This is a genomic window from Luteolibacter algae (genome assembly GCF_042683045.1).
GTDB lineage: Bacteria > Verrucomicrobiota > Verrucomicrobiia > Verrucomicrobiales > Akkermansiaceae > Luteolibacter > Luteolibacter algae.
This window is the reverse complement of the sequence record NZ_JBHUIT010000031.1, coordinates 336,116-362,471: the sequence shown is the minus strand read 5'-3', so window position 1 is coordinate 362,471 and position 26,356 is coordinate 336,116. Positions and strand designations below refer to the sequence as shown.

Sequence of the window (26,356 nt, the reverse complement as noted above, 5' to 3'; positions counted from 1 at the left end):
AAGCACTCAGTCCTTTTTCGCCGGAGTAAGTTCCGGTTTTTCCGGACCTCCATAGGATCTGATTTCGAGCCCCTTGGACTTCTTTGATGCTGCGGGCTCAGCCTTCGGGTCGGACTTAGGTTGCGGTGCGCCAGGGAGGTTCAGCGGATTTACGATGATCGGCTTGGGCGGAACGGGCTCAGTGCGGATAGCCTGGAACAGCAGATTGTAATTGTGCCGAAGCGCTGCCGGAAAGGAAACCCTGCCCGCTTCAACAATTTTTTCCCGAAGCATTTTTGCAGAAATATCGGCAATCAAATCCGTCCCCACCTGCACAGCTCGATCCACGCCGGCAAGCTCCTGCCCTGCATCGGTTCCGCTACGTATTAGATCACTGGTGACGGAGCGCCCCTGTATCGCAATACTCGACTGCGCGGAAATGATCGTCCCCTTCTCGTCCACGGTGATTTCGAGCATGGCGTGATCATCGGAAGACAACCAACCGCGGACATGATCAATACGCAGAGAGATAAAAATTCCGCCGTCCGGAGTGGGAGTCACCTCCGGACGATAAGTCCGGTAGGTCGTCCCCGAAAGCGGATATTCAGCCGCGCGCCCGGCACGTTGTTTCCATCCGCCAAGAGACTTACCAAGCTCTGCCTCGTTGACAGAAACCTGCCCTAGAGCAATTCCCGCAAATAGGAACGATGAAATGAGGAGCGATTTTAGAATCATGACAATGTGGTTGGCTGCGTGTTTATACGTCAGGTGAAACATTTTTATTCAACCGAAATCGGGCTCTCCACCGAAATGTCTCCATCTCCCCCACCCAGGATTTTATCGGTGAGTTCGGACGCTTGCTGCTTGTGCGTGTCCTTTATGTGGGTCACCACTGCGGCCATTGCACCAAGAATCACACTCCAGTCATCGGTGAAGCCGGCTCCAAGAATGGCGTCCGGAATGAAATCCATCGGGAATATCAGATATCCCAAGGCACCCAAAATCACGCTTTTCGCCCACGCCGGGGTTTCCGGATCCCGCATGCAATAATACAAGGTCAGAGCGGAAGCCATGATCTTACGTCCCCCTTTTTTAGAGAGTTTTCGGATCACAAGCCAGAACCCGGATACGGAAAAAGCTTCCGGCATGTGAGTTTTGATGGCCGCCTTGTTGATTTTGGGAAATTTCATGACTTGCCGCCAAGATAACTCATCAGGTTGCAAAATCAAATCACCGCTTTTGCCGGAGAATGAGAGTTTTTTCTCCTTATTCGATTTGGCGTGCCGACACGGAAAGCGCTTGATAAGACCCATCTATGGCACAACGCGTTAAAACCGTGGCATCGATCACGGTAGAGAAATTTTTTGAGGCATATTCGTCCTCATTGAAACTGGTGATGATGGGAGAGCGGGTCGGTTTCGACCGGGTGATCAGCGAGCCTGCGGTCAACCGCCCGGGTTTGGCGCTAGCGGGTTTTTTCTCCTATTTTGCAAAAAGGAGAGTCCAGGTCCTGGGGAATCTGGAAATGGCTTATCTACGAAAACTGCCCGAAGAGATGCGCATTGATCGCTTCCGGAGAATGTGCGAACGGGACATTCCTTGCATTGTCGTTTCCCGGGGCGCAGCGCTTGGGCCGGAACTTATGCTGGTGGCGAAAGAACACTCGATCCCGGTGTTCGGCACTTCCCAGATCACCATGAAGTTTCTCAATGCAGCAACAATTAGCTTGGAACATGAATTCGCTCCTACGGTTACCATCCATGGCTGCATGGTCGATATGCGGGGAATAGGCGTGCTCATCGTCGGTAAAAGTGGATCCGGAAAATCCGAAACCGCCATCGGCTTGCTGGAACGTGGCGGATCTCTCGTGGCGGATGACATGGTGCGCATCAAACATGTGGGCGGCGAACTCATCGCCACAGCGCCCGATCTATCCCGCGGCTATATGGAAATCCGGGGAATTGGAATCATCAACGTTGCAAATTTATACGGCCTGGCATCAATCCGGCCGGATAAGCGTCTTGATCTGGTCGTGACCTTGAAACCGCAGGCGGATCTCAACGAAGTGGACCGCGTAGGACTCGAATCAAAAACTTACGAACTCCTCGGCCAACAAGTTGTCCATGTGGAAGTGCCCGTGGGCCCCGGCCGCGATACAGCGAGGATGGTTGCTATTGCCGCGCTCGATCAACAATTGCGTAGGCTCGGCTACAATATGGCGGATGAGTTCAACCAAAAACTTCTCCACCACATGTCTGTAAACAAAGGTCCGATCCCATGATTTCCCTTCTGGAAAGGAGTCTTGCCTAAAGTGAAAAATCTTTCAGTGAGCCTAAAACCCAATCCGCGCCAGCCTGCTCTAGCTGCTGGGCGGAGAACTGCCCGGTAGCAACCGCCAGGCATCTGGCTCCGATCGCATGTGCGCAAGCAATGTCTTTTGGAGTATCTCCAATAATCAAGGTTTGACGCGGATCATAGATTCGACCGGTAAAAGCAAGCGCACGCTCCAAAGCGATCGCCCCTAACAAATTCCGATCCGCCCGGTCCGAGCCGTAGGCGCCAAAACTAAAATGCTGATCCAGACCATAGTGTTTTAGTTTTATGGCAGCGCCCAATTCGGTATTGCCTGTCAATAGAGCCAGCTGGGCATGCTCTTTTTGAGCTAAAAGCTCTAGGAGTTCGATAACTCCTTCCAGCACTCTTCCATCTGCCGGATTTCCCTCCAAACTGGCCTCCAGATGGCGATGGTAGGCTTCGAAAAACTTGTGCGTTTGCTCCTCGGTCGCATCCACTTCAAAATGGACGTAAAGATTTTCCAAAATCCCTAGATCAGTGGAACCAGCCAGATCAAGTGGCGGTCCATCGCTTCCGAAGACCTCAATGGCGGTCTTCCGTAGAGCAGCCATTCCCTTTCCTCCGGTATCAACCAATGTGCCGTCGATATCGAACAAAAGGAGCCAGGGTTCGGAACCCTGGCTCAAAGTTTCGAGAAGATTTTTCAGATCATCCGCCATGAATATCAGGCCTTGGTTTCTTCGTCTTCCACATCCCCGGACTCCTCGGAGGAAACGTCAGCATCATCGAAGTCTTCGTCGTCTTCTTCCACTTCACCATCCTCTTCATCTTCTTCGATGAGTTCACCATGGTAGAGATGGAAATGACGCTTACGCTGATGAGCTGGTAGCGGAGAAAGAATCATCGCCACCGCACGTCCGTTGAGACGTGGAGGCTGATCAACGGCCGCCATGGACTTCAAGTCCTCGATAATCCGCTTCAGAACCACGAAACCGAGGTCCTTGTGCGCATTTTCGCGTCCCTTGAACTGGAGGACGAAACGCACCTTGTGGTTCCCTTCCAGGAAAGTTTCCGCACGGCCAAGCTTGATATTATAATCGTGCTCGCCGGTTCCAACCCGGAATTTCACTTCCTTCATACGGGTTGATGCCTTCGATTTACCCTTCTTCAGCTTTGCCTGGGTATATTTGTATTTCCCGTAATCGATGATCTTGCATACCGGAGGATCCGCCTGACCCGCGATTTCCACAAGATCAAGCCCTACGGACTGTGCTTTTGCGAGAGCTTCGCGTGATGACATCACTCCCAGCTGATCTCCGTTTGCGTTAACGACTCGGACTTTGGGTGCGCGGATGCGATCGTTAATCCGCGTCATATCGCGGTAACGACCCCTGTTGTTGTTTTTCTGTGGTCTAGCTATGGCTTTATCCTCCGGATGTGTTGATGCGACGTTCCGATACACGACAGTGCAAGAGCACTACAGCATAGCGAAGCGAAGAAATGATTAAAATGCTGACTGAAACGAAAAGTCATGAAAAAGTGACAAAAGACCCACACCGCCTCAAGGAGCCGGTGATTAAATGAGTGGGGATTCGTTCCGAAAAAGTCATTGGTAAAAAGTGTCAACCAGCTGCTGCCAACTGACTGGATGCTTTACTTGGGTGATAAGTAAGCGAGCTTCCGGCTTTTGCGCAAGTATGAAATTATGATCGCGGAATAGCCGCATGCCTTTGTGATCGATATTGACCGCCGCCCGCCCAGTCCGCATTGTCCCGCCATGACCTTTTTGCGTCCCCTCGCACGTCCACTAATTTTCACGCTCGGTGTCATTTTTACAATCACCTCATGCGGCGGCAATCCTCCACCTCCTCTCCGCAATCAGGTTGCCCAGAATTCACCACAACAGATTGCCAGCATCCCCCGCACACCGCCACCGGCAGTGGTTGCGGAAAGCGTGCTGATTGTGGACATCGCCAGCGGGAGGAACCTCTACGCGAAAAATGCCGATTCCGTCCGTGCGGTCGCTTCCACCCAGAAGCTGATCACCGCTCTGTGCGTGCTCGACGCGGGAAATATTGATCAAGTCGTCACCATCAGCTCCTACGATACCCGCTGCGAGCCAACCAAACTCTACCTGAAACCCGGTGAAAAATATACCCGCCGTGAGCTACTCAAAGTGCTAATGGTAAAAAGCGCGAACGATGTCGCCCGTGCGTTGGCCAGGGATATCGGCGGCAGCGTCGAAGGATTTTCCGATCTGATGAATCGGAAGGCTGCCCAGCTCGGCATGAAAAATTCTCATTTTGTGAACCCCCACGGCCTGACGGAGCCCAACCAATATTCCACAGCGCGTGATATGGCAATCGCCGCCCGTGCCGCCTACCGCAGCCCCCTTCTTCGTTCCTTCGTAGCTACCAAATCTTTCGTATTCCGATACAATGATGGCCGCACGCGCACGATCGAGAACACCAACAAATTGCTCAAAACCGTGGATTACTGCGATGGAATGAAGACAGGCACAACCAATGCCGCAGGCCGCTGCCTCATCGCCACTGGCACTCTCAACGGCCGCTCTGTCATCTGCGTGGTCTTGAAATCCAACACGCCAAATATTTGGAAAGATTCTGAAAAGCTCATGCGATGGGCTCTTGAGCGACCTGCCGCACAGTAGATGGAACCTACCTCTCCAAGGAGCCAGCTTGCACAGCTCTCCAAGCAGGAACTTTTGCGGGCTCTCGTCCCGACAGAGACGCTTGGTGGAGAAAGGGTTTTCCGGGATGGCAGGCAGCTCTGGAATTTCGCCTCGAATGATTATCTCGGGCTGGCCTCCCACCCAACGGTCGCAACTGCATACATCGAAGGTATCAAAAGATTTGGCGCAGGTGCGAGCGCCTCACGGCTGGTAACCGGGAGCTCGCCCGCTCATCAGCATCTGGAAGAGACACTTTCGGAAGCAAAACACGCTGAGGCAGCCCTCACCTTCACCTCCGGATTCTCTACGGCCTTATCGGTCATTCCTATTGTCGCGGAAAAAGGAGATTTCATTGTTCTCGATAAGCTTGCGCACGCATCCCTGATAGATGCCTCACGGATTTCAGAGGCTACACTGAGAGTCTTTCCCCACAATAACACCGCGAAACTCGCCCAGCTACTCGCAAAAATTCGCGCAAAACATGCTGGAGCGCGAATCCTTGTCGTCACCGAATCGGTTTTTTCGATGGATGGAGATCTATGTCCGTTGCGGGAAATACTAGATCTCTGCGAAGAGTTTTCCGCTCTCCTTCTGTTGGATGAGGCGCACGCCATCGGGGTCCTTGGGCAAACGGGCATGGGTCTGGCAGAAGCCTTGGGAGTGCAATCACGGATTCATTTCCAAATGGGAACCCTCAGCAAGGCAGTCGGGCTTTCCGGTGGATATCTTGCAGCAGATCGCGAGTGGATTGATCTGATTATCAATCGCGCCCGTCCTTTTATTTATACAACTGCTCCTCCACCCGCCCTACTGCATGCGGCTTCCGCAGCAATAGAACTCATTCGGTCCGGGGAGGGCAAAGCATTGAGAGAAAAGCTTTTCAAAAACATCTCGCAGCTTCGACAAGGTCACCCCAGCGCTATCATTCCAATGATTTTGGGAGAGAACCGGATCACCCTTGATGCCTCGTGCGCACTTGAGGATGCAGGCTTTCTGATTCCTGCAATTCGCTTTCCCACGGTGCCGAGAAATACCGCCAGACTGAGAATTACTGTATCGGCAGGCCATTCACTGGATACGGTAAAAAAACTTTCGGATCAGCTTTCTCAGATATTAAAGGGCTGATTCGATCTTAGCGATCCGAGCCGCGTGCCTGCCCCCTTCAAACTCCGTCGCCAACCATTTATCCACGATTTGTAGGGCCAGTTCTTCGGAAACAACCCGGCCTCCGAGTGAAATCACATTTGCGCTATTATGCGCTTTTGTAAGCTCGGCACTCCATAAATCCCAGCAAACTCCACAACGCACACCGGGCACCTTATTTGCCACGATCGCTTCACCATTACCGCTGCCTCCGAAAACCACGCCGAGATCACTCTCACCCGTGCCGACACTAACTGCTGCCGGGCGGACAAAATCAGGATAATCCACCGATTTCCCATCGTTTGTGCCAAAATCCAGAATCTCATGCCCAAGACGAGATAAATGCCCTTTGACCACCTCCTTGAGCTGAAATCCCGCGTGATCCGATCCTAATGCAATTTTCATGAGGCTTGATGTTTGAACGTTGTTACCCCGGCACCGCCGATCATGGAAACAATATACATCGCCAGATCGTGCTTTGGTGCCTTTTCAAATAATTCCGTGCGATCACGAAACACTAGGATCGCCTCGTTATCCGAAGAATCAAAACCAATATCCCTTCGGGAGACATCGTTTGCTACAACCAAATCACAGCCCTTTTTCTGAAGCTTCAGTTTGGCATTTTCTTCGACGTTTTCAGTCTCTGCCGCAAAGCCAACGAGAAAACCCCTGAAGCCCATGATCTCCCTCGCCGAGCCAAGGATATCTTTCGTTTTCACCAGCTTCAGGGTCAGCGAGTCGTCCGATTTTTTGATCTTCTGTTCCGGTACAACCGCAGGTGTATAATCCGCCACCGCAGCCGCAAAAATACCGGCATCCATACGTGGCAAATAATCGGCGACAGCCTGATACATCTCCTCGGCGGATTCGATCTGGAGAAAATCCACACCTTCCGGCACGTCCAAAGCAGTAGGCCCGGATATCAGTAAAACCTGATGTCCGGCATGCGCCGCAGCATTCGCGATCGCATAACCCATCTTACCGGAAGACCGGTTCGTCAGGTATCGGACCGGATCGATCGGCTCCCGCGTGGGCCCTGCCGTGATAAGCACTTTCATTGTCGATACAGAGAGGGAATAAGCGTTCGGCTATTTTCCGGACTTGATACGCTCAAGTTCCTTTTTACCGGCCGCCAAATCCTCTTTACTCAGAGTTTTCTCAAGCTCGGTAATAAAGTTGGCAGCATTCGCCTCACCGATTTCTCCAGCCAATTTCGCAAGCGCCCATCCCAGAGGTTTGTTCATTGTTGTAGCTGCACCCGCTGCGTGGAAACGGGCAAGGGCAAGCGTGGCACTGGCATTTCCCTGTGCTGCGGCAAGACTATAGAACTTCATGGCTTGTTCCAGATTCTGTGGCACTCCGGATCCACGCTCATACATCGTCCCAAGGTTATTTTGAGCTGCCGGGAGATTCGATTGTGCCGCGCGGCTAAACCAAGATACTGCCGCTGGAATATCCGCCGCACCAAAGCGACCGGAAAGGTAGAATAGGCCGAGCTCATTCTGGGCTAGGGCCATACCGCCATTTGCCGAGGTTAGCAAATGCCCGTAGGCCGTCTGCAAATCCGGCTTTTCTTGATTCAAATGCAAGACTGCAAGCTGGAAATGAGCTTCCGCATTTCCTGTCGAAGCCGCCTTTTTGAGGAGTTCCACACCTTTCTCTCCATCTGCTTCAGTGCCTATGCCGTTCAGGTAAAAACGCGCGGCCCGCAACATGCAGTCCACCTGTCCGGCTTCCGCACCTTTTTGGTAAGCCGCCAATGCAGCTTTGGGATCCTTGCGCGTATTTTCCTCATAATTTCCCAACGCCAGGTATGCCGCGAAATTCTTCTCTGCGATGGCCTTATCCAGCCATTCATGACCCTCCTTCAATTGCTCCTTGCTCGCATCTTTTTCCGTGAGCAAACGGGTCCCCAGCGCGACCATTCCGGCAGAATTACCTTTTTCGGCAGCCAATCTATAATTTTTCATCGATAGCCCGGGCTTTCTCATTTCGGCAAAGCCCATCTGCCCATCATAGAAGCGAGCAAGGAAAAGCATCGATGCGATATCGCCAGCTTCAGCTGACTTGCTCCACCATTTCACGGCTGTCTCCGGGTCCGGCTTTTCTGAAAACCGGCCAAGCAAATACGCTTCGCCCAAGATTCTCCCGGATACGCCGGCATCCGTCTTTGCCTGATTTTCCAATAGCGTCTTCGCTTCTTCCACATCAGACTTTTCCTGGGATGCCATCAGCATAAAGGCCAGCCGATACACGGAATCCGCATGTTTCTTCGCGACTCCCTTCCGGTAATATTCCATTGCCTTTTCACGGGAAGCCTCAGCACCCTTTCCGTTTTCATGCGCAAAACCCATCAGATAAATCGCCTCCGCATCCCCTTTTTCAGCCAGCGGTTTCGCCAGCTTGATCGCGTCATCGAACTTTCCAGCCTCATAGGCTTCGGTAGCAGCTTTTGCTGGACTGGAGGATTTTTTTCCTTCCGCTGCGAAAAGCTGGCCGGAGGCCATCGCGGAGAGAACGAATGCGGAGATGATAGTGTGTTTCACTCCCGAGAATTAACCTTTGGAGCCTATCATGGCAAGCATGCCGCAGTTCAAACATCTAGACCATGCTGGGACATGATCTCACGGAAACCGAGCATATGGGCCTTCGCTCTTTCAGGCAGCGATGCCTGGCTCGGCGACTCCAGAGTATAGGAAAGTGCGCAACCTTGCTTTGCCATGTAGATTGCCTCCGGCCATTCATCCGGCAAATCGGCCTCCGCACAATGAAAGATCCAGCCGGGCTCTCGCACGGCATGTCCGTCGATCACCTCACAAGGCTCAGGCGGCAGGACTTCCGACACCGCGGACAGGATTGCCCGTGCACGCTGTGGACAGTCCTCTCCACAATTGATCTCATAAAAATAGAAGCCCGTTGACTCCCAGTCCTCGTGGAATGAGATGAAGATTTCAGGCACCGGATGACGCTTCAGCCACGCGATATGGGCAGCTGTCTCCAAGCTCCTGCTCTGCAAATAATCCCGATTCAGGTCCACTCCAGCTCGATTTTCCCTGCGTCCCACCGCCAGGCCACCCGGATTGAGAGCCGGACAAATCAACCAGTGCACACAATGCGAAAAAGTTCCGCTTTCCATGAGTTCCAGTAATGCCAACGGGCCCGCCGGCTCGTCACCATGGATACCTGCCGAGAGATATACCACGGGGCCGGGCTGGGTCGGTTCCCGCTCCCAGGCGAGGATTTTTCCATCTTCTGTCTCTAGAAGCACCTCGGAGGTAAATCCCTGCTTCAATGCAGCTGCGGAGAAATCCGAAGAAAATAACAGCCAATCAAAGAGATTCCGCATCGCTATAATCCAAACGCTAGGATTCAGTGAAAATTTCCGAGAAGAACTGCTGCATATCCTCCCACGATCTCGCATCGGCCTTTGCATCGTAAGCGGCACCTTTCGAGACATCATTGCCCGCACTTTTTTGCGTGAAGCTGTGGACAGCACCACCATAAGAAACCAGCTGCCAGTCCACCTCGGCATCAGTCATTTCCTTCTGAAATGCCGCCACTTCTTCATTGGGAGTAAATGGATCAATCGCTCCATGCAAACAGAGAACGGCAGAGCGGACCTTACCTTTTTCAGCCTCCATTCCCTCTCCCGCGGACAATCCACCGTGAAAAGAAACGACACCTGCCAAATCCGTGCCAGCACGGGCGAGTTCCAGAACTCCAGTCCCGCCAAAGCAATATCCGATCGCAGCCAAGCGTGTGACATCAGTGCGTTCATCATTCCTCAAAACCTCCAGTCCTGCCTGCATTCTGGAACGAAAAAGTTCTCTGTCTGCCTTGTATTTTCCGGCAACTTCACCTGCTTCCGGTGGCTGCGGGCGAATCCCCGCCCCGTAGACATCGGCCGCGAAAACATTATAGCCCATCTCTGCCAGCATCCGCGCCCGCATCTTCTCGTAGTCTGTGAGTCCCGTCCATTGATGGATAATCAGCACCGCAGGACGCTTACCCTCGAGGCTATCATCAAAGACATGATATCCCTCCAGCCGCACCCCGCCTTGCTCGTATTCCACGGCATGATCCACAAGCTCGGCATGGGAATACTGCGAGATCAGTCCCGCTATCAGAAGTAATAATTTTCTCATGCCCTATCCAAAACGAGATTCCCGTGTGAGTCAAATGGCTACAGGCGGGATCCGGGAAATTTCCACCATCAGGAATATTCAGGTAAGTTAAATTTAAATATAGCTAATATATATGTATATTTGTGATATATTTATCTTGTCCGAATATAGGCGTTCATAATATTAATACCACGTCCATCCAACCATGGACTTCCCCCCAAAACATGAAAACGAAACTTCCGCTCATTGCGGCACTGTACTGTGGTCTCTGCACCGTCAGCTCGGCCTTCACCCTAGACTTCAATGGTTATGTAGGAAAAAGCCTTCCTACCGACACGATTTCCATCCTCATCGAAGGTTACGGAAATGTGACTTTCACCGCCGGTAACAAATCGACTCTCATTGTCGATGAGAAGTTTAAAAATGACAATGGCTTCGGCGCTCCCTCCCTGTCGTTCGACGAAGGTGACACGGTCAATGTAACCTTTGAAGGAGCTCAACCACTGAATGTCGATTTTGATTACGTTGGCGTTTCCGACGGTGAATCCTTTACCACAGAAGAGAGTCAATTCGCTTCCCAGACATTCACGATCAGCCTTGAAGGCAATGGTGATGGAGCAGGTCTTTATCAAATCAGCTGGAATCAGGTTCCTGAGCCTTCATCCGCACTGCTTGGGCTTCTCGGTAGCGCGCTGCTCGTAATCCGCCGTCGCCGCTAATCACCCGGTCAGGCATATCTCTTTTACTTACAAAGGCGCATCCCGCGGGATGCGCCTTTTTGATTTTTATAATCGCTCGATCGGGCAGCTCTCCTACCAGAAGGTATTTTTCAGGCACTGATACCGCTGATAAGCTCATGGAAAGTTGCAGGTTGAATAAAACGCTCGCCGTGTGACGCTATTCGGAGGAAATAGAAGAATATGAAACCCACACTGCTCCTTTTATCATTAACCGCGGTTTCCCAAGCTGATACCGCGATCACCATTTATAACCAAAATCTCGCAACTATCCGCGAGTCTATTGGTCTGACGCTGGGGGAAGGTATCTCCTCCGCGACTTTTGAGAACGCAACTTCACAAGTCATGCCGGATTCTGTCGTTCTTCGCGACCCTTCTGGAGAACATCAATTCTCGATTTTAGAGCAGAGCTACCGAAACGATCCTGTTAGCCCAGAACTTTTGCTTTCCTTGAACGAAGGCAAAACGATCGACTTCCGGGCGCTATACCCCGACGGAAAGGTGGAAATTATTCCGGGGAAAATCATTCGTTCGGGCTATGTGCCAAACGGCCAAGCCCAGTCGCCCATCATCGAAGTGGATGGAAAAATTCGATTCAGCCTACCAGGCGAGCCATTGTTTCCCAGCCTGGGAACCGATTCCGTGCTCAAACCCACCCTTTCCTGGCAAATACATTCCAGGGAGAAGGCTGAATTTCCCGCCCAGCTTTCCTATCTCAGCCACGGAATGTCCTGGCAGGCAACCTACAATCTGGTCGCGCCAGAAGAAGGAGAAACCGTGACACTCACCGGCTGGATTACTGTCGAAAACAATTCAGGCACGACCTTTACCGATGCAACAGTGAAGCTCGTGGCCGGAGATGTGAATATGCAGCCGAAACCCGAGCAGCTTCGTCTCCGAAAAATGGAATCATTCGCCCTTTCTGACAGTTCGCCGGGAGAAGTCAGCCAGAAAGCCTTCGACGACTTTCACCTCTATTCACTTCCCCGTCCGCTGACTCTTCACGATAAGGAAACCAAACAAGTGGAGTTCCTACGCTCGCCAGAAGTCACAGCGGTGAAAAACTACATTTATGACCCCATTTCCATGTATCGTTTTCAAGGAGGAAGCGGCATCCAAACCCAGCCGATCGAGGGCCAGCAGTTTCCCAAGGACGTGGCCATCTACTGGGAATTCAAAAACTCGGAAGAAAACGGCCTCGGCATGCCGCTTCCAGCAGGGAATATGCGTTTCTATCGCGAAGATTCGGACGATTCGAATCTAGAATTCGTAGGAGAAAACAGCATTGATCATACTCCGAAGAACGAAACAGTCCGCGTCTACACCGGCAATGCTTTCGACTTGGTCGGAGAGCGGAAGATTACGGATTACCAGCTCAACGAACGCCAGAAATGGATACGCGAGAGTGTTACATTGACGTTAAAAAACCGTTCGGAATTACCAAAGACGATCACTGTCCGCGAACCACTCTGGAGAGGGACAAACTGGAATATCGAAAACCCTTCTCATGAGTTTGAAAAAACAGACTCGAACACCATCGAGTTCACGGTCGATCTCGCACCCGACGAAGAAAAAGATGTGACCTTTACCAGCCATTACAGCTGGTAGAAAATCCGCACGTCGCAGGGCTTTGAGCTATCGGCCCTTTAGGCTGGTTTCACGGAGCTCTGTGGTCTCCCGGAAAATGAGTTTTTCTCCTACGTAGCGGGTTTTCTCCTCCTTCACAATGCCGATTCCGGGAGCAAACCAGATTGTCCGGCGAAGCTCGAATTTACCATCATTTCCAGTCATCAGTAACCGGATGCTTTTATATTCCCCGGCTGGAACCGTAATTTTCTCCCTGGCAACCACCTTGATTCCACGCTTACGCGCTCCATCCTGGGCGCTGAGCTTTGTCATTTCCTGCCCGGGACGCACTCCGGCAATCACAAACGGAATAGCTGGATCCAGCCACATAGGCTTGGCATCCAACATCTCAGGAAACGTATTTCCACGCATCATCACACGGTCATCGCCAATCTCAACCAATTCGCGCTGCACCGGCTCGCCTTCCATTTTGACATCGAAGGCGTCCGTCTCTGGCAAGTTTTCCGCGACTTTGACCTTGCCGACATAGGTTCGGATTTTTTCCTGATCAAGTTCCACTGCAGACGCTCCTTCCGAAGTAATCCCTGCAGGGACTTCCACGGAAATATTATATTTCCAGTAGTCACCCTTTTTAAGGGGAAGCAGCGGCATATCCTCGCGTTTCAGTTCTTGGGCGACGGGTGATTTGGCGGCCAGGCCTTCCGTATCTCCCTTCTCCTTTTCGCAGGCCAGGAGTAGAAGAAAGGTTACTGATGAAAGAAGGATGGTGGATCGTTTCATTAAAAAAGGGGGGATTATGGATGGAGAAGAATTGATGATCAGAGAAGGACTGCTCAATGGTTCAAAGTGCTATTTCCGCCAGAATATGGCGCTCCAAGACGGGGGGTCTTGCGGATGGCGGGAAACAAACGTGGCCCGCTTTTTCTTAATCTTAGAATAAAAAATGATATTCCGGCGATCAACGGTATCGCAGCGGCGGCACCTAGAATCGCGGCGATCTTCAGCAACCGCTTCCGCTTGTCATACTCCACGCGCTTTTCCATTCTGGCACTAATCAGCGACTCGCTTTGCAGAATCGCATTCCCGGTCCAATAGCGGAGGGCATCCGCCGCTTCTATCGAAGCCGCACGGATCTTGCCGAAATCATTCGGCTCCGCCGCCGCCCGTTTTTCAGCAGCGTCCAGCGTCTCCCGCAGGATTTCCGGCTTCACGTTTTCCGACATGATCTCACCGGGAAAAATCCATGGAGTCCGTGGATTTCCCGGCACATGAAGAACCACCGAATTGATTTTGGCGGCCCCCCACTTTTCAGCAAAACTCTCCGCCACATGCTCCAGCGGAGCATCACCGAGCTTGGGCAAAATTACCACCAGAACATCAATTCCCTCGTTTGCCAATATTCCCTGGAGAGGCAGGGAAATATCCAGACGCTCCTGTGGAGTGAGTATGTCGCCGGGATCGAAAATCGAGTCTCTCGGCCGCTCCTGAGCCGCTAGATCAATCAATGATTCTTCGGCCGTGGCACCCAGCGAAAGGAATAAGGAGAACAAAAATAGCAACAAGGTCTTCACTGGGATTTATGGGAAAGTTGTTTTTGCGAGCGGGTCCATGCCTTTTCCATCAGTGCCTGTGCCGACTTCAAGAATGCGCAAACCGCCTGTCCGGAATCGCCACGCCGGAAAGGAGTCACCGTTTCCCGAAGTGCGTAATTCCACATTTCATCCGATAGCCAAAGCTCTGACCGATAGCCCGTTGTTACCGATGCGCGGCCTGTCCTGGCGTCTACCAGGAGCAGAACCGACCATTCCCGGTCTTCGGCAGTTTCATTCTCCGCCAATGGACAGACATTCATAAGCCAGAAGCCGAACAAAGGCAGACTGACATTTGCTTCCAGGGTAACCGCACAAATTTTCCAGTGGAATTGAGGGAACCTTTTGTTGAAACGTTTGATGGAGGTGTCGATTTCCCTCTCCTCCTTTTTGGACCAGAAATCCGCGACATCCAATAAAGGCAACAGCGGTGGCGGAGAATCTCCGAACATGTCCAGCGACTTGGCACCGGTGAAGCCACAGCTCTCACACCATTTCGTATCGCGATTGATTTTTGCGTGGCATGCAGGACATGTCACCGCAGAGATCGCAAAACGTTTTGGTGAATATTCGCGCTCCTCGTTCATCTTTCCAAGCGGATAGAAGTGGATACACCGTGAGCGTCAAGCCCTTCCAAACGGGCAAATTCCTGGATGACGGAGAGCGATTTTGCCACGGCCGGCTTGTCCATTTTCACAATACTTGTCCGGCGCTGGAATTGATCCGCGCGAAGCCCGGAAAAAGACCGCCCCGCACCGCCGGTGGGCAAAGTATGGCTCGGCCCGGCGAGAAAATCTCCGACAGCCACCGGAGAGTCCGGCCCCAGGTAGATGGCACCCGCAGTGCGGATTTGCGCGAGTATCTCGTCCTCGTTTTCCACGATCAGCGAAAGGTGCTCTGGAGCGAATTCGTTCACGATGCGCACACCTTCTGCCAAAGATTCCACGTGCATGAGGAATGTTCCGGTCTTTAGAACTTCTTTGATGATTTTTGAGCGGCTGAGAAGCTCTGTCTGTTCCTCGACTTCCTTTTTGACCTTTTCCAAAAGCTCCATGGAGGGTGTTAGAAACCCAACCGCACTATCCCCTCCGTGCTCCGCCTGGGCGAGCAAATCTGCGGCAATGTAGGCCGGCACCGCCGAATCATCCGCCAGAATAAGGATTTCACTCGGCCCGGGTAGAAGATCAATCGATACCGCCCCGACGAGCTGACGTTTTGCTTCGACGACGAACCGATTTCCCGGCCCGAAAATTCTATCAACCGGAGCGATCGTCTTCGTCCCAAGCGCCATTGCAGCAATAGCCTGGGCTCCGCCGACTTTGATCGCTTCCGTCACCCCCGCCTGGCGCAGGGCGAAGAGCAGGGCCGGGTTGACCGTGCCATCCGGACCACAGGGGGTCGCCGCGAAAATATCTGGAACCCCCGCCGCCTGAGCAAAGCCAGCCGTCATCAACGCCGTCGAGACAAGCGGAGCTTTTCCTCCGGGGACATACACACCGACCCGGTCAAACGGAGTGAATCGCTCACCGACGGTCGCGCCTTCGGCATTTTTTCCAGACCAGTCCTTGCGCATACTCTTATGGGCGAAATCATGGATATTGTGCAGACTACGGCGGACAGCCTCGCGGGTTTCGGCAGATACGCTCGCCTCCGCAGCCTCAAATTCCTCCTCACTGATGAAAAGCTGTTCCCTCGTGAGCGCGGCACCATCGAAGCGTTGGGTGAGCTCCACAAGCGCTTCATCACCATTCGTGGCAACATTGGATATAATTTCCCCGACCAAATCGCGAACGGAATCTTCTGGGATGGCTCTGCGGCGCAGGCTCTGGGCAAATGCGGGATATTCCGCGTCCTTGTAAGTGAGAATTTTCATACCTGTGAACTGCGCAAAACATGCACAATCCACCGCTACACGCCAACTATCAATCGACGGACTTCTTCGAGCACGCCTGTGCCATGGCACGAATGACAATACCTAGGCCTCCGATCACAAACAGCATCGGAAACCAAATCGAGTAACCGGCAGCCTTTGTATCGGGCTTCAAGATCGTGAAATCATGGTCATCCGGGTTTACATAAACCTTGGTTCTAGCACCGGCAGGATATTTTTCCTTTTGGCTCTCGGCCTGATCTCGCTTGCTGGAATAAGGGTTTCCCCGCGATGTCAGCCGCTCCCCGGTCTTCGCCTCGCCATCCCATTCATAGCCGTAAAGGACCTTCAACCGATATTCCCTGGGGGAAAATTCGTTGGGTTCCCATTCTTCCACTTCCGAAGATAGAATCACCGCCTCTACCTGCGGCCAATCATGCATCGCGCTGGCCTTTAAATAGCTTTTCCACATCAACATGGTGAAAACGCCTCCGATCGCGGCAATGGAAAGCCCGAGCAGGACGAGGAAAATGGTGGATGCTTTCATTGGGAGACAGCAAAACAATAGTGCTCCATTGGAAAATGCAACGCTTCTGAGCAATTCGGCTTGTGATGCATCTCCCGGTGATGTGCAAACTCCGACTATAATCCCGTGAGCATCAACGCGCCGCAAATGCCCGCTTCCTGGCCGAGCTTTGGCGGCACGATGTAGGGCGCATTCTCAAGCGCGGGAAAATAACCGCCGGCAAGCTCCTTGATGAGCTCTTCCGTTTTCTCATGTAGCCCGGCAGCCTGAGAAACTCCACCACCGATAACCACCCGCTCCGGCGGAGCTATCGCAAGCAGCGCCTGAATGCCGTGTGCCAGATACCAGGCTTCCGTATCCCATGCCGGGTGTTCTGGTGGCAGCTTATCTCCGCATTTTTCCCAGCGTTGCTCAATCGCCGGGCCACTGGCCATGCCTTCCAAACAGCAGCCATGGAAGGGACAGGTCCCTGCAAAGTCATCGCCAGCCTTCCGCGGCAGAAGCAAATGGCCGAATTCCGGATGAAGCGCCCCGTGAAGCAGACGCCCGTCACAGAGGACGCCTGCTCCGATGCCAGTGCCAATGGTGATATACGCTACATTTTCCAACCCCGCCGCAGCTCCGATCCGGGATTCGGCCAGGCACGCGGCGTTCACATCGGTTTCCAACGTGATTTCCAAACCAGGAAATTTGGCCAATAGCGCCTTCGTGATGGAAAAACCGCTCCAATTGGGCTTCGGAGTGGGAAGCATATCCCCCCAGTTTTCAGCTTTGGGATTGATCTGGACTGGGCCGAAGGCGGCTACGCCCATCTTACTCGGAGTGCCTCTTTCTGCGATCCATTCCACGGCTGTGGTGAACGTTTCCTCCGGTGTGGTCGTTGGAAATCTGAATTCCTCCCCCAAGCTCCCGTCGCTCCCACCAATTGCCACCACCGTCTTCGTGCCGCCTAGTTCCATGGCTGTAATCATGGAACTAAGCTACCCCCATTCCTAAATACGGTCTAGGTATTTGGAGCGATTTTACTTTAGGGAAAACTCGGCAATGACAAATCGCGCGTTCTGCCTATGCTCTGCCGCGTGAGTTATCAGGTTTTCGCCAGAAAGTATCGCCCCAAGACATTTTCCGATGTTTTGGGCCAAGATCATGTCGTCCGAACTTTGCGCAACGCCATTGAGCAGAAGCGCCTTGCACACGCTTACCTATTCGTAGGCCCCCGGGGAACGGGCAAAACATCGACTGCACGTATCCTGGCAAAAGCCCTCAATTGCACCGGTGGACCAAAAGTCGACTTCGATCCCGAGGAGGATGTCTGCCGGGAGATTGCAGAAGGCCGCTCGCTGGATGTTCTGGAGATTGACGGTGCCTCGAACAACGGCGTGGAACAGGTCCGGGATCTCCGGGACTCCGTGAAATATGCTCCGAGCCGCGGACAATTCAAAATTTACTATATCGATGAGGTCCACATGCTTTCAAATGCCGCATTCAATGCGCTTTTGAAAACCCTCGAAGAGCCGCCGGAGCATGTGAAATTCATTCTCGCGACGACTGAAGTTCAGAAAATTCTGCCAACCATTCTTTCCCGCTGCCAACGCTTCGATCTTCGCCCGATTCCTACTCAAACCATCGCCGATCACCTCCTCCATATCGCCAAAGAGGAAGGCATTTCTCTCTCGGATACTGCGGCGTGGGCTGTTGCCAAAGGCGCGGATGGCGGGATGCGGGATGCTCAATCGATGCTTGATCAGCTGGTGGCATTTTGTGGAGAGACCATCACAGAAGAGAATGTTCTCGATGTTTTCGGCTTCACCTCGCGGGAAAAAGTCGCGGAATTGACCTCAAAGCTTCTTTCCCGTGAGACCCCTGCCGCACTGAAGCTCATTCAAAAAGAGGCGGAGAGCGGACGAGAGCTTTCCCAGCTTTTAGGCGAACTGATCGGATGCCTGAGAGGCTTGCTCATCGCAAAGCTAGACCCCAGCGCGGACGGAGAGGGAATCCCGGAGGCCCTCTGGAAAAAGCTGCTCGACGATGCGGATGAATATGCGCCGGAGCGGATTTTATCGGCAATCGATATGTTCGCGGAGACCGAAGGCCGGATGAAATGGGCGACGAACAAACGTTTGCATTTCGAACTAGGGATGATCAAAGCGATTCAAGTCCTCTCGGAGGTCCGCATCACCGATGTGATCAAGGTTCTTACCAAAGGCGCCGATCACCTCCCACAGCCCACGGCGCCGATCACCTCCCCTACCGACGATCATGCGGATACAGCAACGGTCCCGGAAGGCACTGCCGAGCGTGTAACCGTGCCATCTAGCCACATTTCTCCTGAACCCGAGGTTCCAGCATCTGCTGCGGAAGAGCAAACAGCACCGATGGCAGAGGCTGCCGCAAGCTTGCCAGAGCCAGAGGCTCCAAAGGCAATCACCCCGGAAGTAGCGTCTGCCCCTGCTGCGAACGTGGTCCGGACTCCACCCGCTCCGAAATCTCAAAAGAAGTCTCTCGATACCCTTTCCGCCTTTGACGAGTTAATCGCAAACGCCCCGGACGAGGAGGATGAGCCAGAGCCCGAACCCGTCCGCCAGGAAGTCCCAGCGCCTCCGGCCGAGGAAAAAAAGCCGAAAACCATCGATGAAGACACCTTTTACAAGGATCCGCTGATCCAACAAGCACTGGAAAAATTCGAAGCAAAAATTTTAGGTTCCTGAACCAAATCCCAACCCTCATCCAAATCGATCTATGAACATACAAAAATTGATGAAGCAGGCCCAGCAAATGCAAGCGGGCCTGGCAGCAAAACAAGAAGAACTCTCCGCCAGAGAAGTGGAAGTCTCCGTCGGCGGCGGAAAGGTGAGCGTAAAAGCAACCTGTGCCGGGGATGTGCTGGAGATTAAAATCGATCCCTCGGTGGTCGATTCTTCCGATGTCGAATTTCTCGAAGGCCTTGTCCTGAAAGGTGTGCAGGAAGCGATTACCACCGGAAAAGAGCAGGCTGCCGCAGAGATGAAAAAGCTCACGGGCGGTATGCGCATCCCGGGCATGTAAGCCCTCTTCCAATCACCGTCTCCCCACTCAAAGACATGTCCGGAACGCGGCGAGCAATCGGCTGGAGCCTGGTCGGCTGCTCGCTGTTTCTGCATATCATCACCGTCTGGTGTTATGCACGCCAGCCGGATTCTTTGGCAGCATTTACCGTGTTGCCGATATGGATCTGGGGAGGAGCGGGGCTACTTATGTCGGTATTTGCGTTCTGCTTTTTGCGGGCTCCGCTTTCACTGATTGTTACGGCGGTCTGGGCGGTCACGCTCTCCGTCGCCATGGACGAGGCCAAGGTTCTCTCGAATTTTTCCCATCCGCCGATCACCATCGAGCGATCTCTTGCAATCAATGGCCACCAGATTCTCCGTGTGGCGACGGTGAACTGTGCAGGCTTCAACTACGGAGATCCCGTAGAAGATCTAAAAAAATGGGATCCGGATATCGTCCTTCTTCAACAGGTCTATCCTCATCGGGTCAAAGAATTTGCCGAAAAACTCTACGGAGGCCGGGGTGATTATCGTGCATACCTCACGAATGGTATCGTCACCCGATACGAGATCCGACGAGAAGTCCGCAATCCCATCCTCAGCAACCAGCAGCTAACGGTTCGGCTTCCAAGTGGGGCGGAAATCGAGGTCGTAAACGTGCATCTCACGACAGCTGCAACGGATATGCGGCTTTGGAGCAAAAAGGGCAGAACCCTTCACCGGACGAACCGGGCGATCCGCCGCAAGCAACTTTCCGTCATCCTTCAGGTTCTTGAGCAAACGAGCCCTTTCCCCACCACTCCCACCATACTCGGAGGAGACTTCAATGCTGGCGCCACGGATGTGGTTCATCGCCAGCTCAGCCGGGATTTCGAAGATGCTTTTGCAAAAGTGGGCCGCGGCTGGGGTGATACCTTCCATAGGCGTTTCCCTATTCTGCGTATCGACCACATCTACTCCACCCGCCAGCTGAAACCTTTGAGCTGCGGTGTAGCTGTCTCGAAAAATACCGATCACCGCATGGTTATCGCGGATTTCATGATGGAAAAATAATCCTGGAGTCCTCGGGAACCGCAGGTCCCGAGATTAACTTCCGTGGCCGACCGGGATCGATTTCCCACTCCAATAGGAATAGAGATTCACAATGGCCATTGCGATTAATGCCACCGCAAATAGTGGCGCTTTAATCCCCATAGGCAAGGCATCGCCCGGGACATTCGGATGAAGATGGACGAAGATGGTCACCAGTAAAATTATCATTGCCGAAAGGTTCGAGAACAAAAAGGCCTTTGATGCCAAACTCGATCGCTGAAGTTTCATGCCTGAGAAGACCAAACTGAAAAGAATGATTCCCGTGATAATTTCGCCGGATTGCCCCAACCACTTCGAAATCAAAGGGTAAGGCAGTTGACTCTCCGTGACCTGGATATCGAACCAGGTTCTAAAAGGATTGGCAAATTTCGCGAGACCGGGAACCAGCATTGAAATCCCCAGGATCGCGGAAAACCACTTCATTGTGATTTTCTCATGAGCCCTATCGATACTTCTTTGTGAAAATTCTTTCATCCTATCTTCTTGTTGATGGTGGCTTAGACTGGATCTGACGAATTTTATTGGGTCAAAAATCGAATTATTTTAGCACCGTTACCTTTTGTTAGGTGCCGGGTGCGGAAATTTCGTTGGTCCCTATTAAAAATCAAACCCACGCCAGGAAACGAATAGACCGGTCGTCTAGAGATCGCAAGCCATTTTTTCCCGTAGCGAATTTCACAAGCTTAGGAATAAGTAAGGCTGTTCAAATTCGTTGGCAAAAAGCATATCTAGTCTAGCTTCCTCGGATATGCCAAAGCCTATACCCGGAATGAATTCTTTTGATGGCTTCAATGGCAATTTGAAGACACCTCCAAAGTATCGGCACCAGTGGAAATTACTTGGGAATCCCGCCGTCTTTCTGGAGCAATTGATCGGCGAATACGGAGACTTTGTTCACTACCGCGGGCTTATCAGTTTTTACCTGATCAACCATCCGGTTCTGGTGAGTGATGTTCTCAAAAACACGCACCGGAGCTATGACAAGCATACAAAAATATACGATCACTTTAGAAACATCTTCGGCAATGGTTTGGTCACCGCCGAAGGGGAGGATTGGAAAACCAAACGGAAACTCATGCAACCCATGTTCGCACCGGGGGCAATCAAAGGCTTTTTCGGCATCATGGTGGAAGAAGCGGAAAAAACCTTGGATATCTTCGACATTCTTTCTGAGAAGAAACAGGTGTTCGATTTCGCTCACGAGATGGCGGATCTGACCCTCGGAATCGCCGGACGATCATTTTTCAGTGACGATTTCGGAGATTCATCTGAAAAAATCCGCGGATGGACAGAAGCGATCAACCGCTATTGCGCGAAGCCCCCGCTGCCGATTCTTTCAAACCCACGATTCCCTACCCCCACCAATCTCCGCGTCCGCAGAGTGCTACGGGATTTCTCGGAATGCGTGGAACGTTTGATCGATGAACGGCAATCAATTCCAGCCAAAAACGACCTCCTTGCCATTCTGATGAACTCCCAGATCTCGGGTGGCCCAGATCCCTTGAGCCGCATGGAAATCTGTGAGGAAGTTCTGGGTATGATCATCGCAGGACACGAGACCAGTGCGACAGCCCTGACATGGCTGTGGTATGAACTCCACCACCATCCCGATATTGAGAAGGCGTTGCTCAAAGAAATCGAATCTGTCGTTGGTGATGCTGAACTCCAAATGCACCACCTCCCCGAGTTGAAACTTTCTTCTAACGTCATCAGGGAAACGATGCGTTTACATCCTCCGTTTTGGTTCGAGAACCGGAATACCATGGAGGATATCACATTGGGAAACACCTTTATCCCGAAAGGTTCCATGATTGTTTTCAGCCGCTATTCGTTGCAGCGACATGTGGAGTTTTGGGAAAACCCCCATGACTTCGATCCTTCGAGATTTGATCCGGGGAACTGTTCCAATCCCGGAATCGACTCTGCTTTCATTCCGTTCGGCGGAGGGCCACGCATTTGCATCGGCCGCCATTTCGCGATGATGGAACTACAAGTGATATTCGTGACAATTTTGAGAAAGTATCGGGTCGAGCTGGATGCGAGCAATCGCCATCTGATGACTGCGAAATTGACGATGGCTCCTACCCATGGAATGCGGGTAAAGCTTGTGCCCCGCCACCGATAACCTTTTTTAACCTCACGATCATGAAATCACTTCCCTATGTCACGGAATACGTGAATACAGCATTTGAACGTGAAAAATCGAACTGGGATTATGTTTTTCTCCGGCCGGTTCTGATCTTCTTTTACTTTTTTCTCAGGGTTTTCATCTTCCCGTTCAAATTCTTCTTCCACCGTCGGCCCTATGGGTTCGAGGCACGCTGTATTGATGGATTACTTGCATTCGGCATGAAATATTTTGCCACCAATGAAGCCGTTGAAATGATGGTCCGGCACGTTCAGATAGAGCCCTTGCTCTACCGTCATATCCTTTCCACCCAATCGGGCAATCACACCCCACCATCACCCTTGAGAAAATTCAACGGGATCGACGGAGACTTCAACATGGACGATCTGCGTGAGATGGTGATCAATAATCTTACGATCGGGCATGACGAGCTTTCCTATGAGATGTTGGAGCGCTTTGACAAAAATGATTTTCTCGAAAATCTCGATGAGCTTCGCCGTAAAATTCCGGAAGATCATGGGCTTTTCCGTAAAGGAATCCTGGAGGCTACCCAGACCTCATCCCGCCAATGGATTGGATGAACGAATGTGGTGATCATGATCATGATCGTGATCACGATCACTATTTTTGCCGATCTCCGCACCACGGTGAAAGCGCTGAACTCCTTCGACTCGGACTCCATCCTGCTCTGGGCTCTAAAACATATTTATGCCAATGACCGGGAAATCCTGATTGATTTGGATTTTTACATGCAGGTGGACAGCCACAGAGGGCACTACAACAGCAGCGCCTTCTTTTCAAATCCCAGCCTCTATCTGCATGAGCACATTGCGTTCGATGAATATGCTTATCAGACGCTACGCGAACGACCACCCACGCCAGATCCCCTAGATTCATGAACTGCTATATCACCCACACCGGTTCTTTTCTTCCCAACCTGCCAATCCCCAATAGCGAGCTGCCGCTGTATTTGGGCGAGTTGGATGAAGAAGCTGATGTCCGCAGAAAAATTCTCCGGATGAACGGTATAAAATCCCGGCATTACGCGCTGAACAAAGATCAGACACCCACCCATGATGTTTATCAACTCGCCGCGCTCGCTGCCGAGAAATGCATTGCCGACGATGATCCGGGCATTACCTACCTATCGGCAGGCTCCACCAACACTCCGTATATCGGCCCGGGTATTTCCAGTGTCCTTCATTCGGAACTAAGCCGGCGCGGGATACTGAAGCGTAACCTTGAAATCAATTCAAATTCCGGTATCTGCTCGGCTTCCGCCCAGGCGCTAGTCAATACAATCCTCGCTGTTCATTGTGGCGACCATGGTAGCGGATTATGCGTAGGAGTGGAGCAACCATCCGCAATTTTGAAATCTTCATTCATTGTTCCACCGGATGACCGGAAACTTTTTCCACCGGGATCACCGAAGTCAAAATGGTTCATGTCCGTCTTTCTCAGATCCATGCTTTCTGACGGAGCGGGAGCAGCCGTGGTCTCGGCAAAACCATCGCCCCATCAGATTTCTTATAAGGTAAACTGGACGTATTCCCGTTCTTTCGCAGACGAAGCACCATTGTGCATGACACTGGAAGCGCGCACCCAGTTACTCAGCCAGGACGTTGGAGTTTTGGCTGAACACATGGCTCCGTCGGTCCGGAAGTTAGTCGAGGGCGCCCTAGAATCAAAAGGCGATAAAATCGGGAACTACCAGATGATCCTCCCGCATCTTTCGTCATTTTACTTCAAAAGGTATATGATGAGTGTCCTTGAGGAGTTTTCCGACGGAAGGGAAGTCGCGCACTGGACCAACCTGGAAACTGTGGGAAACACCGGAGCGGCCAGCATCTTTGTCATGCTCGACGAGTTCACCCGCACCAGACCTCCACAACACGGTGAGAAGGTCATGCTCTTCATTCCTGAGTCCGGCCAGTTCAATTTCGTGCTGATCAGTCTTACTGCCGTCCACCCCAATTAGGAAACCTTACCATGCAAAAGCGTCTAGCGATCATTGGGGCGGGCTGCAGTGGCCTCATCACCCTGAAAAATGCGGTGGAACAGTTACCCGGTTGGGAGATTGTTTGCTTCGAGCAAAGCGACAAGACTATTGGTTGTTGGGGAAATCCGTATCCCGGCTTTGCATCGACTTCCACAAAGTTCACCACCCAATTCAGCTGTTTCCGAAAATGGTCTAGCTCCACGGAGCCAGAAAATAGAGCAACCAAGACAGATTTCTTCCGCGATGACGAATACGAACAATATCTTCTGGATTTTGTCCGGCATTTCAACCTCGCCCCCCACATTCGCACAAAAACAAAAGTCACCTCGATTAAACGTGTTGATGGCACTTGGAAGCTTTCGATCGATGATGGCAGCCTTCGGGAGGAATCTTTCGATAAGGTGATTCTTTGCACCGGTCTCGTGGCGAAACCAAAACACGTGGACTCGGAAGTCCCCGTATTGGAAAAACTTGAGCCCTTACCCCGGAACAGAACATTGGTCGTTCTCGGTGGCGGCGAATCCGCAGCAGATCTAGCACATCGTTTGGCAGCTCCGGCCCTCGGGAATCGCGTCTACCTATCGCTGAAAAACGGCATCCGTGTCAGCCCCCGCTACCATCCGATACGTGGGGTGCCATCGGACTTTTTGCGCAACCGCTTGCTTCTCTCCATTCATCAGAATCTCCGCAATGCCATCGGGCAAAAATTTGTGGAAGCGCGTATCAAACATCAGGAAAAATTCGAAAAATTCTTCAACGCATCCCCAAGGGACTCATCGTCTTCTGAATCCTGCCGCCAGCGTAGGAAATATTGGGATGCCAAACTTACCGCCCGTGCGAAGGATCAGCTTTTCAATGTGTTTCACACCAAAAGTGATGATTTCCTCGATGATGTGGCTGAGCAACGGATACAGATCGTTGGGCCACCAACAGATGCTTCCCATAGGGTGTATGCGGATTTCGAGGGCGTCAGCTCCCTTGAGCTGGCTCCTGATCTCATTTGTCCGATGATCGGATACAAATCATCATTGGAAGATATTTCGGAAGGCAGAATTCACGTCGAGGATTTCCATATGGGATGTCTACACGTGGAGTGGAGTGATCTTTTCCTAGTCGGCTTTGCACGCCCGATTATTGGCAACATACCGACGATAAGCGAGATGCAGGCACGTTACGTTGTGGGAACAATATCCGGGAAATACTCACGTCCCGAGGGTATCCGGGCGCTTCATGAACTCGATAGACAGCGCCTTGAAAGAGATTTTCCCAACCTCAACACCCTCGCCATCTATCCGGTCGAGATGTTCCCATATTGTGACAAACTTGCCAGCCTGATGGGCAGCTACCCCTCCATAGGTAAGACCGGCAGCATCGTGGATTGGATAAAGATCCAGCTTACTCCCGCTTCAACCATCCATTATCTCGATGGCGACTACTCGACAACAGACATAAGAAATCAAATTATCCACAGTCCTCCTCTGATTGTCTTCCTGTTGTTTCTTATAAAAATAATCGATTACCCCTACCGTTTGATCCGAGGATCGGGCCGCTAGCTCTCTCAACTACCTT

At 52.1% G+C, this 26,356-nt stretch carries 29 protein-coding genes; 13 read left to right on the top strand and 16 right to left on the bottom strand.

The genetic code is table 11. The features are described 5' to 3' along the window. Positions 1–6 precede the first annotated feature (6 nt). Together ACFSSA_RS13870 and ACFSSA_RS13865 are read right to left on the bottom strand one after the other, a co-directional pair. On the bottom strand, positions 7–756 hold the full coding sequence (locus ACFSSA_RS13870) for a hypothetical protein (RefSeq protein WP_386821135.1): 750 nt from the start codon (positions 754–756) through the stop codon (positions 7–9). A 2-nt stretch (positions 757–758) separates the two neighbouring features. Then, positions 759–1,169: a YkvA family protein gene (locus tag ACFSSA_RS13865; RefSeq protein WP_386821133.1), complete on the bottom strand. Its 411-nt coding sequence runs from the start codon at positions 1,167–1,169 to the stop codon at positions 759–761. A 125-nt stretch (positions 1,170–1,294) separates the two neighbouring features. Here ACFSSA_RS13865 and hprK point away from each other — a divergent pair, with 125 nt between their 5' ends. Then, a complete protein-coding gene (hprK, locus tag ACFSSA_RS13860; RefSeq protein WP_386821132.1) occupies positions 1,295–2,260 on the top strand; it encodes an HPr(Ser) kinase/phosphatase in 966 nt (321 codons plus the stop codon). A 25-nt stretch (positions 2,261–2,285) separates the two neighbouring features. Here the strand turns inward: hprK and ACFSSA_RS13855 are convergent, their stop codons facing one another. Both ACFSSA_RS13855 and infC read right to left on the bottom strand, forming a co-directional pair. Then, positions 2,286–2,993, bottom strand: coding sequence for an HAD family hydrolase (locus ACFSSA_RS13855; RefSeq protein WP_386821130.1), 708 nt, complete (start codon positions 2,991–2,993; stop codon positions 2,286–2,288). 5 nt (positions 2,994–2,998) lie between these two features. After that, complete coding sequence (gene infC / locus ACFSSA_RS13850; RefSeq protein WP_386821128.1) at positions 2,999–3,649, bottom strand: translation initiation factor IF-3; 651 nt, start codon at positions 3,647–3,649, stop codon at positions 2,999–3,001. Between the two features lie 402 nt (positions 3,650–4,051). Here infC and ACFSSA_RS13845 point away from each other — a divergent pair, with 402 nt between their 5' ends. Together ACFSSA_RS13845 and ACFSSA_RS13840 are read left to right on the top strand one after the other, a co-directional pair. Further along, positions 4,052–4,945: a D-alanyl-D-alanine carboxypeptidase family protein gene (locus tag ACFSSA_RS13845; protein WP_386821126.1), complete on the top strand. Its 894-nt coding sequence runs from the start codon at positions 4,052–4,054 to the stop codon at positions 4,943–4,945. Next, a complete protein-coding gene (locus ACFSSA_RS13840; RefSeq protein ID WP_386821124.1) occupies positions 4,946–6,091 on the top strand; it encodes an aminotransferase class I/II-fold pyridoxal phosphate-dependent enzyme in 1,146 nt (381 codons plus the stop codon). Here the strand turns inward: ACFSSA_RS13840 and rpiB are convergent. Genes rpiB through ACFSSA_RS13815 form a run of 5 tightly spaced genes read right to left on the bottom strand, consistent with a single transcriptional unit; the run spans position 6,080 to position 10,254 of the window. Continuing rightward, the gene (gene rpiB / locus ACFSSA_RS13835) at positions 6,080–6,514 is read right to left on the bottom strand and encodes a ribose 5-phosphate isomerase B (RefSeq protein ID WP_386821123.1); all 435 of its coding nucleotides are present in this window, start codon (positions 6,512–6,514) and stop codon (positions 6,080–6,082) included. The genes ACFSSA_RS13840 and rpiB overlap by 12 nt on opposite strands. Beyond that, positions 6,511–7,167: a phosphopantothenoylcysteine decarboxylase domain-containing protein gene (locus ACFSSA_RS13830; protein ID WP_386821122.1), complete on the bottom strand. Its 657-nt coding sequence runs from the start codon at positions 7,165–7,167 to the stop codon at positions 6,511–6,513. The genes rpiB and ACFSSA_RS13830 overlap by 4 nt, the downstream gene beginning before the upstream one ends. A gap of 30 nt (positions 7,168–7,197) precedes the next feature. Continuing rightward, complete coding sequence (locus ACFSSA_RS13825; RefSeq protein ID WP_386821121.1) at positions 7,198–8,655, bottom strand: tetratricopeptide repeat protein; 1,458 nt, start codon at positions 8,653–8,655, stop codon at positions 7,198–7,200. Positions 8,656–8,702: 47 nt separating this feature from the next. Further along, entirely contained in the window at positions 8,703–9,455 is a 753-nt protein-coding gene (locus ACFSSA_RS13820; protein WP_386821120.1) for a M14 family metallopeptidase, read from the bottom strand. A 16-nt stretch (positions 9,456–9,471) separates the two neighbouring features. Continuing rightward, entirely contained in the window at positions 9,472–10,254 is a 783-nt protein-coding gene (locus tag ACFSSA_RS13815) for a dienelactone hydrolase family protein (RefSeq protein WP_386821118.1), read from the bottom strand. Positions 10,255–10,457: 203 nt separating this feature from the next. Between ACFSSA_RS13815 and ACFSSA_RS13810 the strand changes: the two genes are divergently transcribed. Continuing rightward, on the top strand, positions 10,458–10,952 hold the full coding sequence (locus tag ACFSSA_RS13810; RefSeq protein WP_386821117.1) for a PEP-CTERM sorting domain-containing protein: 495 nt from the start codon (positions 10,458–10,460) through the stop codon (positions 10,950–10,952). Between the two features lie 201 nt (positions 10,953–11,153). Further along, complete coding sequence (locus tag ACFSSA_RS13805; RefSeq protein ID WP_386821116.1) at positions 11,154–12,578, top strand: DUF4139 domain-containing protein; 1,425 nt, start codon at positions 11,154–11,156, stop codon at positions 12,576–12,578. A gap of 27 nt (positions 12,579–12,605) precedes the next feature. Here ACFSSA_RS13805 and ACFSSA_RS13800 read toward each other — a convergent pair whose 3' ends face one another. The 6 genes from ACFSSA_RS13800 to ACFSSA_RS13775 form a co-directional block, all read right to left on the bottom strand. Continuing rightward, entirely contained in the window at positions 12,606–13,337 is a 732-nt protein-coding gene (locus tag ACFSSA_RS13800) for a hypothetical protein (protein WP_386821114.1), read from the bottom strand. 53 nt (positions 13,338–13,390) lie between these two features. Continuing rightward, positions 13,391–14,107, bottom strand: a complete 717-nt coding sequence (locus ACFSSA_RS13795) for a TPM domain-containing protein (protein ID WP_386821113.1) — start codon at positions 14,105–14,107, stop codon at positions 13,391–13,393. A gap of 17 nt (positions 14,108–14,124) precedes the next feature. Further along, a complete protein-coding gene (locus ACFSSA_RS13790; protein ID WP_386821112.1) occupies positions 14,125–14,733 on the bottom strand; it encodes a TPM domain-containing protein in 609 nt (202 codons plus the stop codon). After that, positions 14,730–16,019, bottom strand: coding sequence for a histidinol dehydrogenase (hisD, locus tag ACFSSA_RS13785; protein ID WP_386821111.1), 1,290 nt, complete (start codon positions 16,017–16,019; stop codon positions 14,730–14,732). Before hisD ends, ACFSSA_RS13790 begins: the two co-directional genes overlap by 4 nt. A 49-nt stretch (positions 16,020–16,068) precedes the next feature. Next, on the bottom strand, positions 16,069–16,563 hold the full coding sequence (locus tag ACFSSA_RS13780; protein WP_386821110.1) for a DUF3592 domain-containing protein: 495 nt from the start codon (positions 16,561–16,563) through the stop codon (positions 16,069–16,071). Between the two features lie 95 nt (positions 16,564–16,658). Beyond that, positions 16,659–17,513, bottom strand: coding sequence for an ROK family protein (locus tag ACFSSA_RS13775; RefSeq protein WP_386821109.1), 855 nt, complete (start codon positions 17,511–17,513; stop codon positions 16,659–16,661). 108 nt (positions 17,514–17,621) lie between these two features. On the opposite strand from ACFSSA_RS13775, the gene dnaX reads away from it, so the two are divergent. From dnaX to ACFSSA_RS13760, 3 genes are read left to right on the top strand one after another with little or no spacing between them, the layout of a single operon-like run. Next, a complete protein-coding gene (gene dnaX, locus ACFSSA_RS13770; protein WP_386821108.1) occupies positions 17,622–19,250 on the top strand; it encodes a DNA polymerase III subunit gamma/tau in 1,629 nt (542 codons plus the stop codon). Positions 19,251–19,281: 31 nt separating this feature from the next. After that, positions 19,282–19,587 carry a YbaB/EbfC family nucleoid-associated protein gene (locus ACFSSA_RS13765; protein WP_386821107.1) on the top strand — a complete coding sequence of 102 codons (306 nt, stop codon included), beginning with the start codon at positions 19,282–19,284 and terminating at the stop codon, positions 19,585–19,587. 35 nt (positions 19,588–19,622) lie between these two features. Then, positions 19,623–20,621 (top strand): endonuclease/exonuclease/phosphatase family protein, encoded by a 999-nt coding sequence (locus ACFSSA_RS13760; RefSeq protein ID WP_386821106.1) that lies wholly within the window; start codon positions 19,623–19,625, stop codon positions 20,619–20,621. 33 nt (positions 20,622–20,654) lie between these two features. Here ACFSSA_RS13760 and ACFSSA_RS13755 read toward each other — a convergent pair whose 3' ends face one another. Further along, a complete protein-coding gene (locus ACFSSA_RS13755) occupies positions 20,655–21,083 on the bottom strand; it encodes a hypothetical protein (RefSeq protein WP_386821104.1) in 429 nt (142 codons plus the stop codon). Between the two features lie 346 nt (positions 21,084–21,429). Here ACFSSA_RS13755 and ACFSSA_RS13750 point away from each other — a divergent pair, with 346 nt between their 5' ends. Genes ACFSSA_RS13750 through ACFSSA_RS13730 form a run of 5 tightly spaced genes read left to right on the top strand, consistent with a single transcriptional unit; the run spans position 21,430 to position 26,340 of the window. Further along, complete coding sequence (locus tag ACFSSA_RS13750; protein ID WP_386821103.1) at positions 21,430–22,785, top strand: cytochrome P450; 1,356 nt, start codon at positions 21,430–21,432, stop codon at positions 22,783–22,785. A gap of 20 nt (positions 22,786–22,805) precedes the next feature. Beyond that, a complete protein-coding gene (locus ACFSSA_RS13745) occupies positions 22,806–23,369 on the top strand; it encodes a DUF6999 family protein (RefSeq protein WP_386821102.1) in 564 nt (187 codons plus the stop codon). Positions 23,370–23,384: 15 nt separating this feature from the next. Next, positions 23,385–23,687 carry a hypothetical protein gene (locus tag ACFSSA_RS13740; RefSeq protein WP_386821100.1) on the top strand — a complete coding sequence of 101 codons (303 nt, stop codon included), beginning with the start codon at positions 23,385–23,387 and terminating at the stop codon, positions 23,685–23,687. Further along, on the top strand, positions 23,684–24,766 hold the full coding sequence (locus ACFSSA_RS13735; RefSeq protein WP_386821098.1) for a hypothetical protein: 1,083 nt from the start codon (positions 23,684–23,686) through the stop codon (positions 24,764–24,766). Before ACFSSA_RS13740 ends, ACFSSA_RS13735 begins: the two co-directional genes overlap by 4 nt. A gap of 11 nt (positions 24,767–24,777) precedes the next feature. After that, a complete protein-coding gene (locus tag ACFSSA_RS13730; protein ID WP_386821097.1) occupies positions 24,778–26,340 on the top strand; it encodes an NAD(P)-binding domain-containing protein in 1,563 nt (520 codons plus the stop codon). The last annotated feature ends 16 nt before the right edge of the window (positions 26,341–26,356 follow it).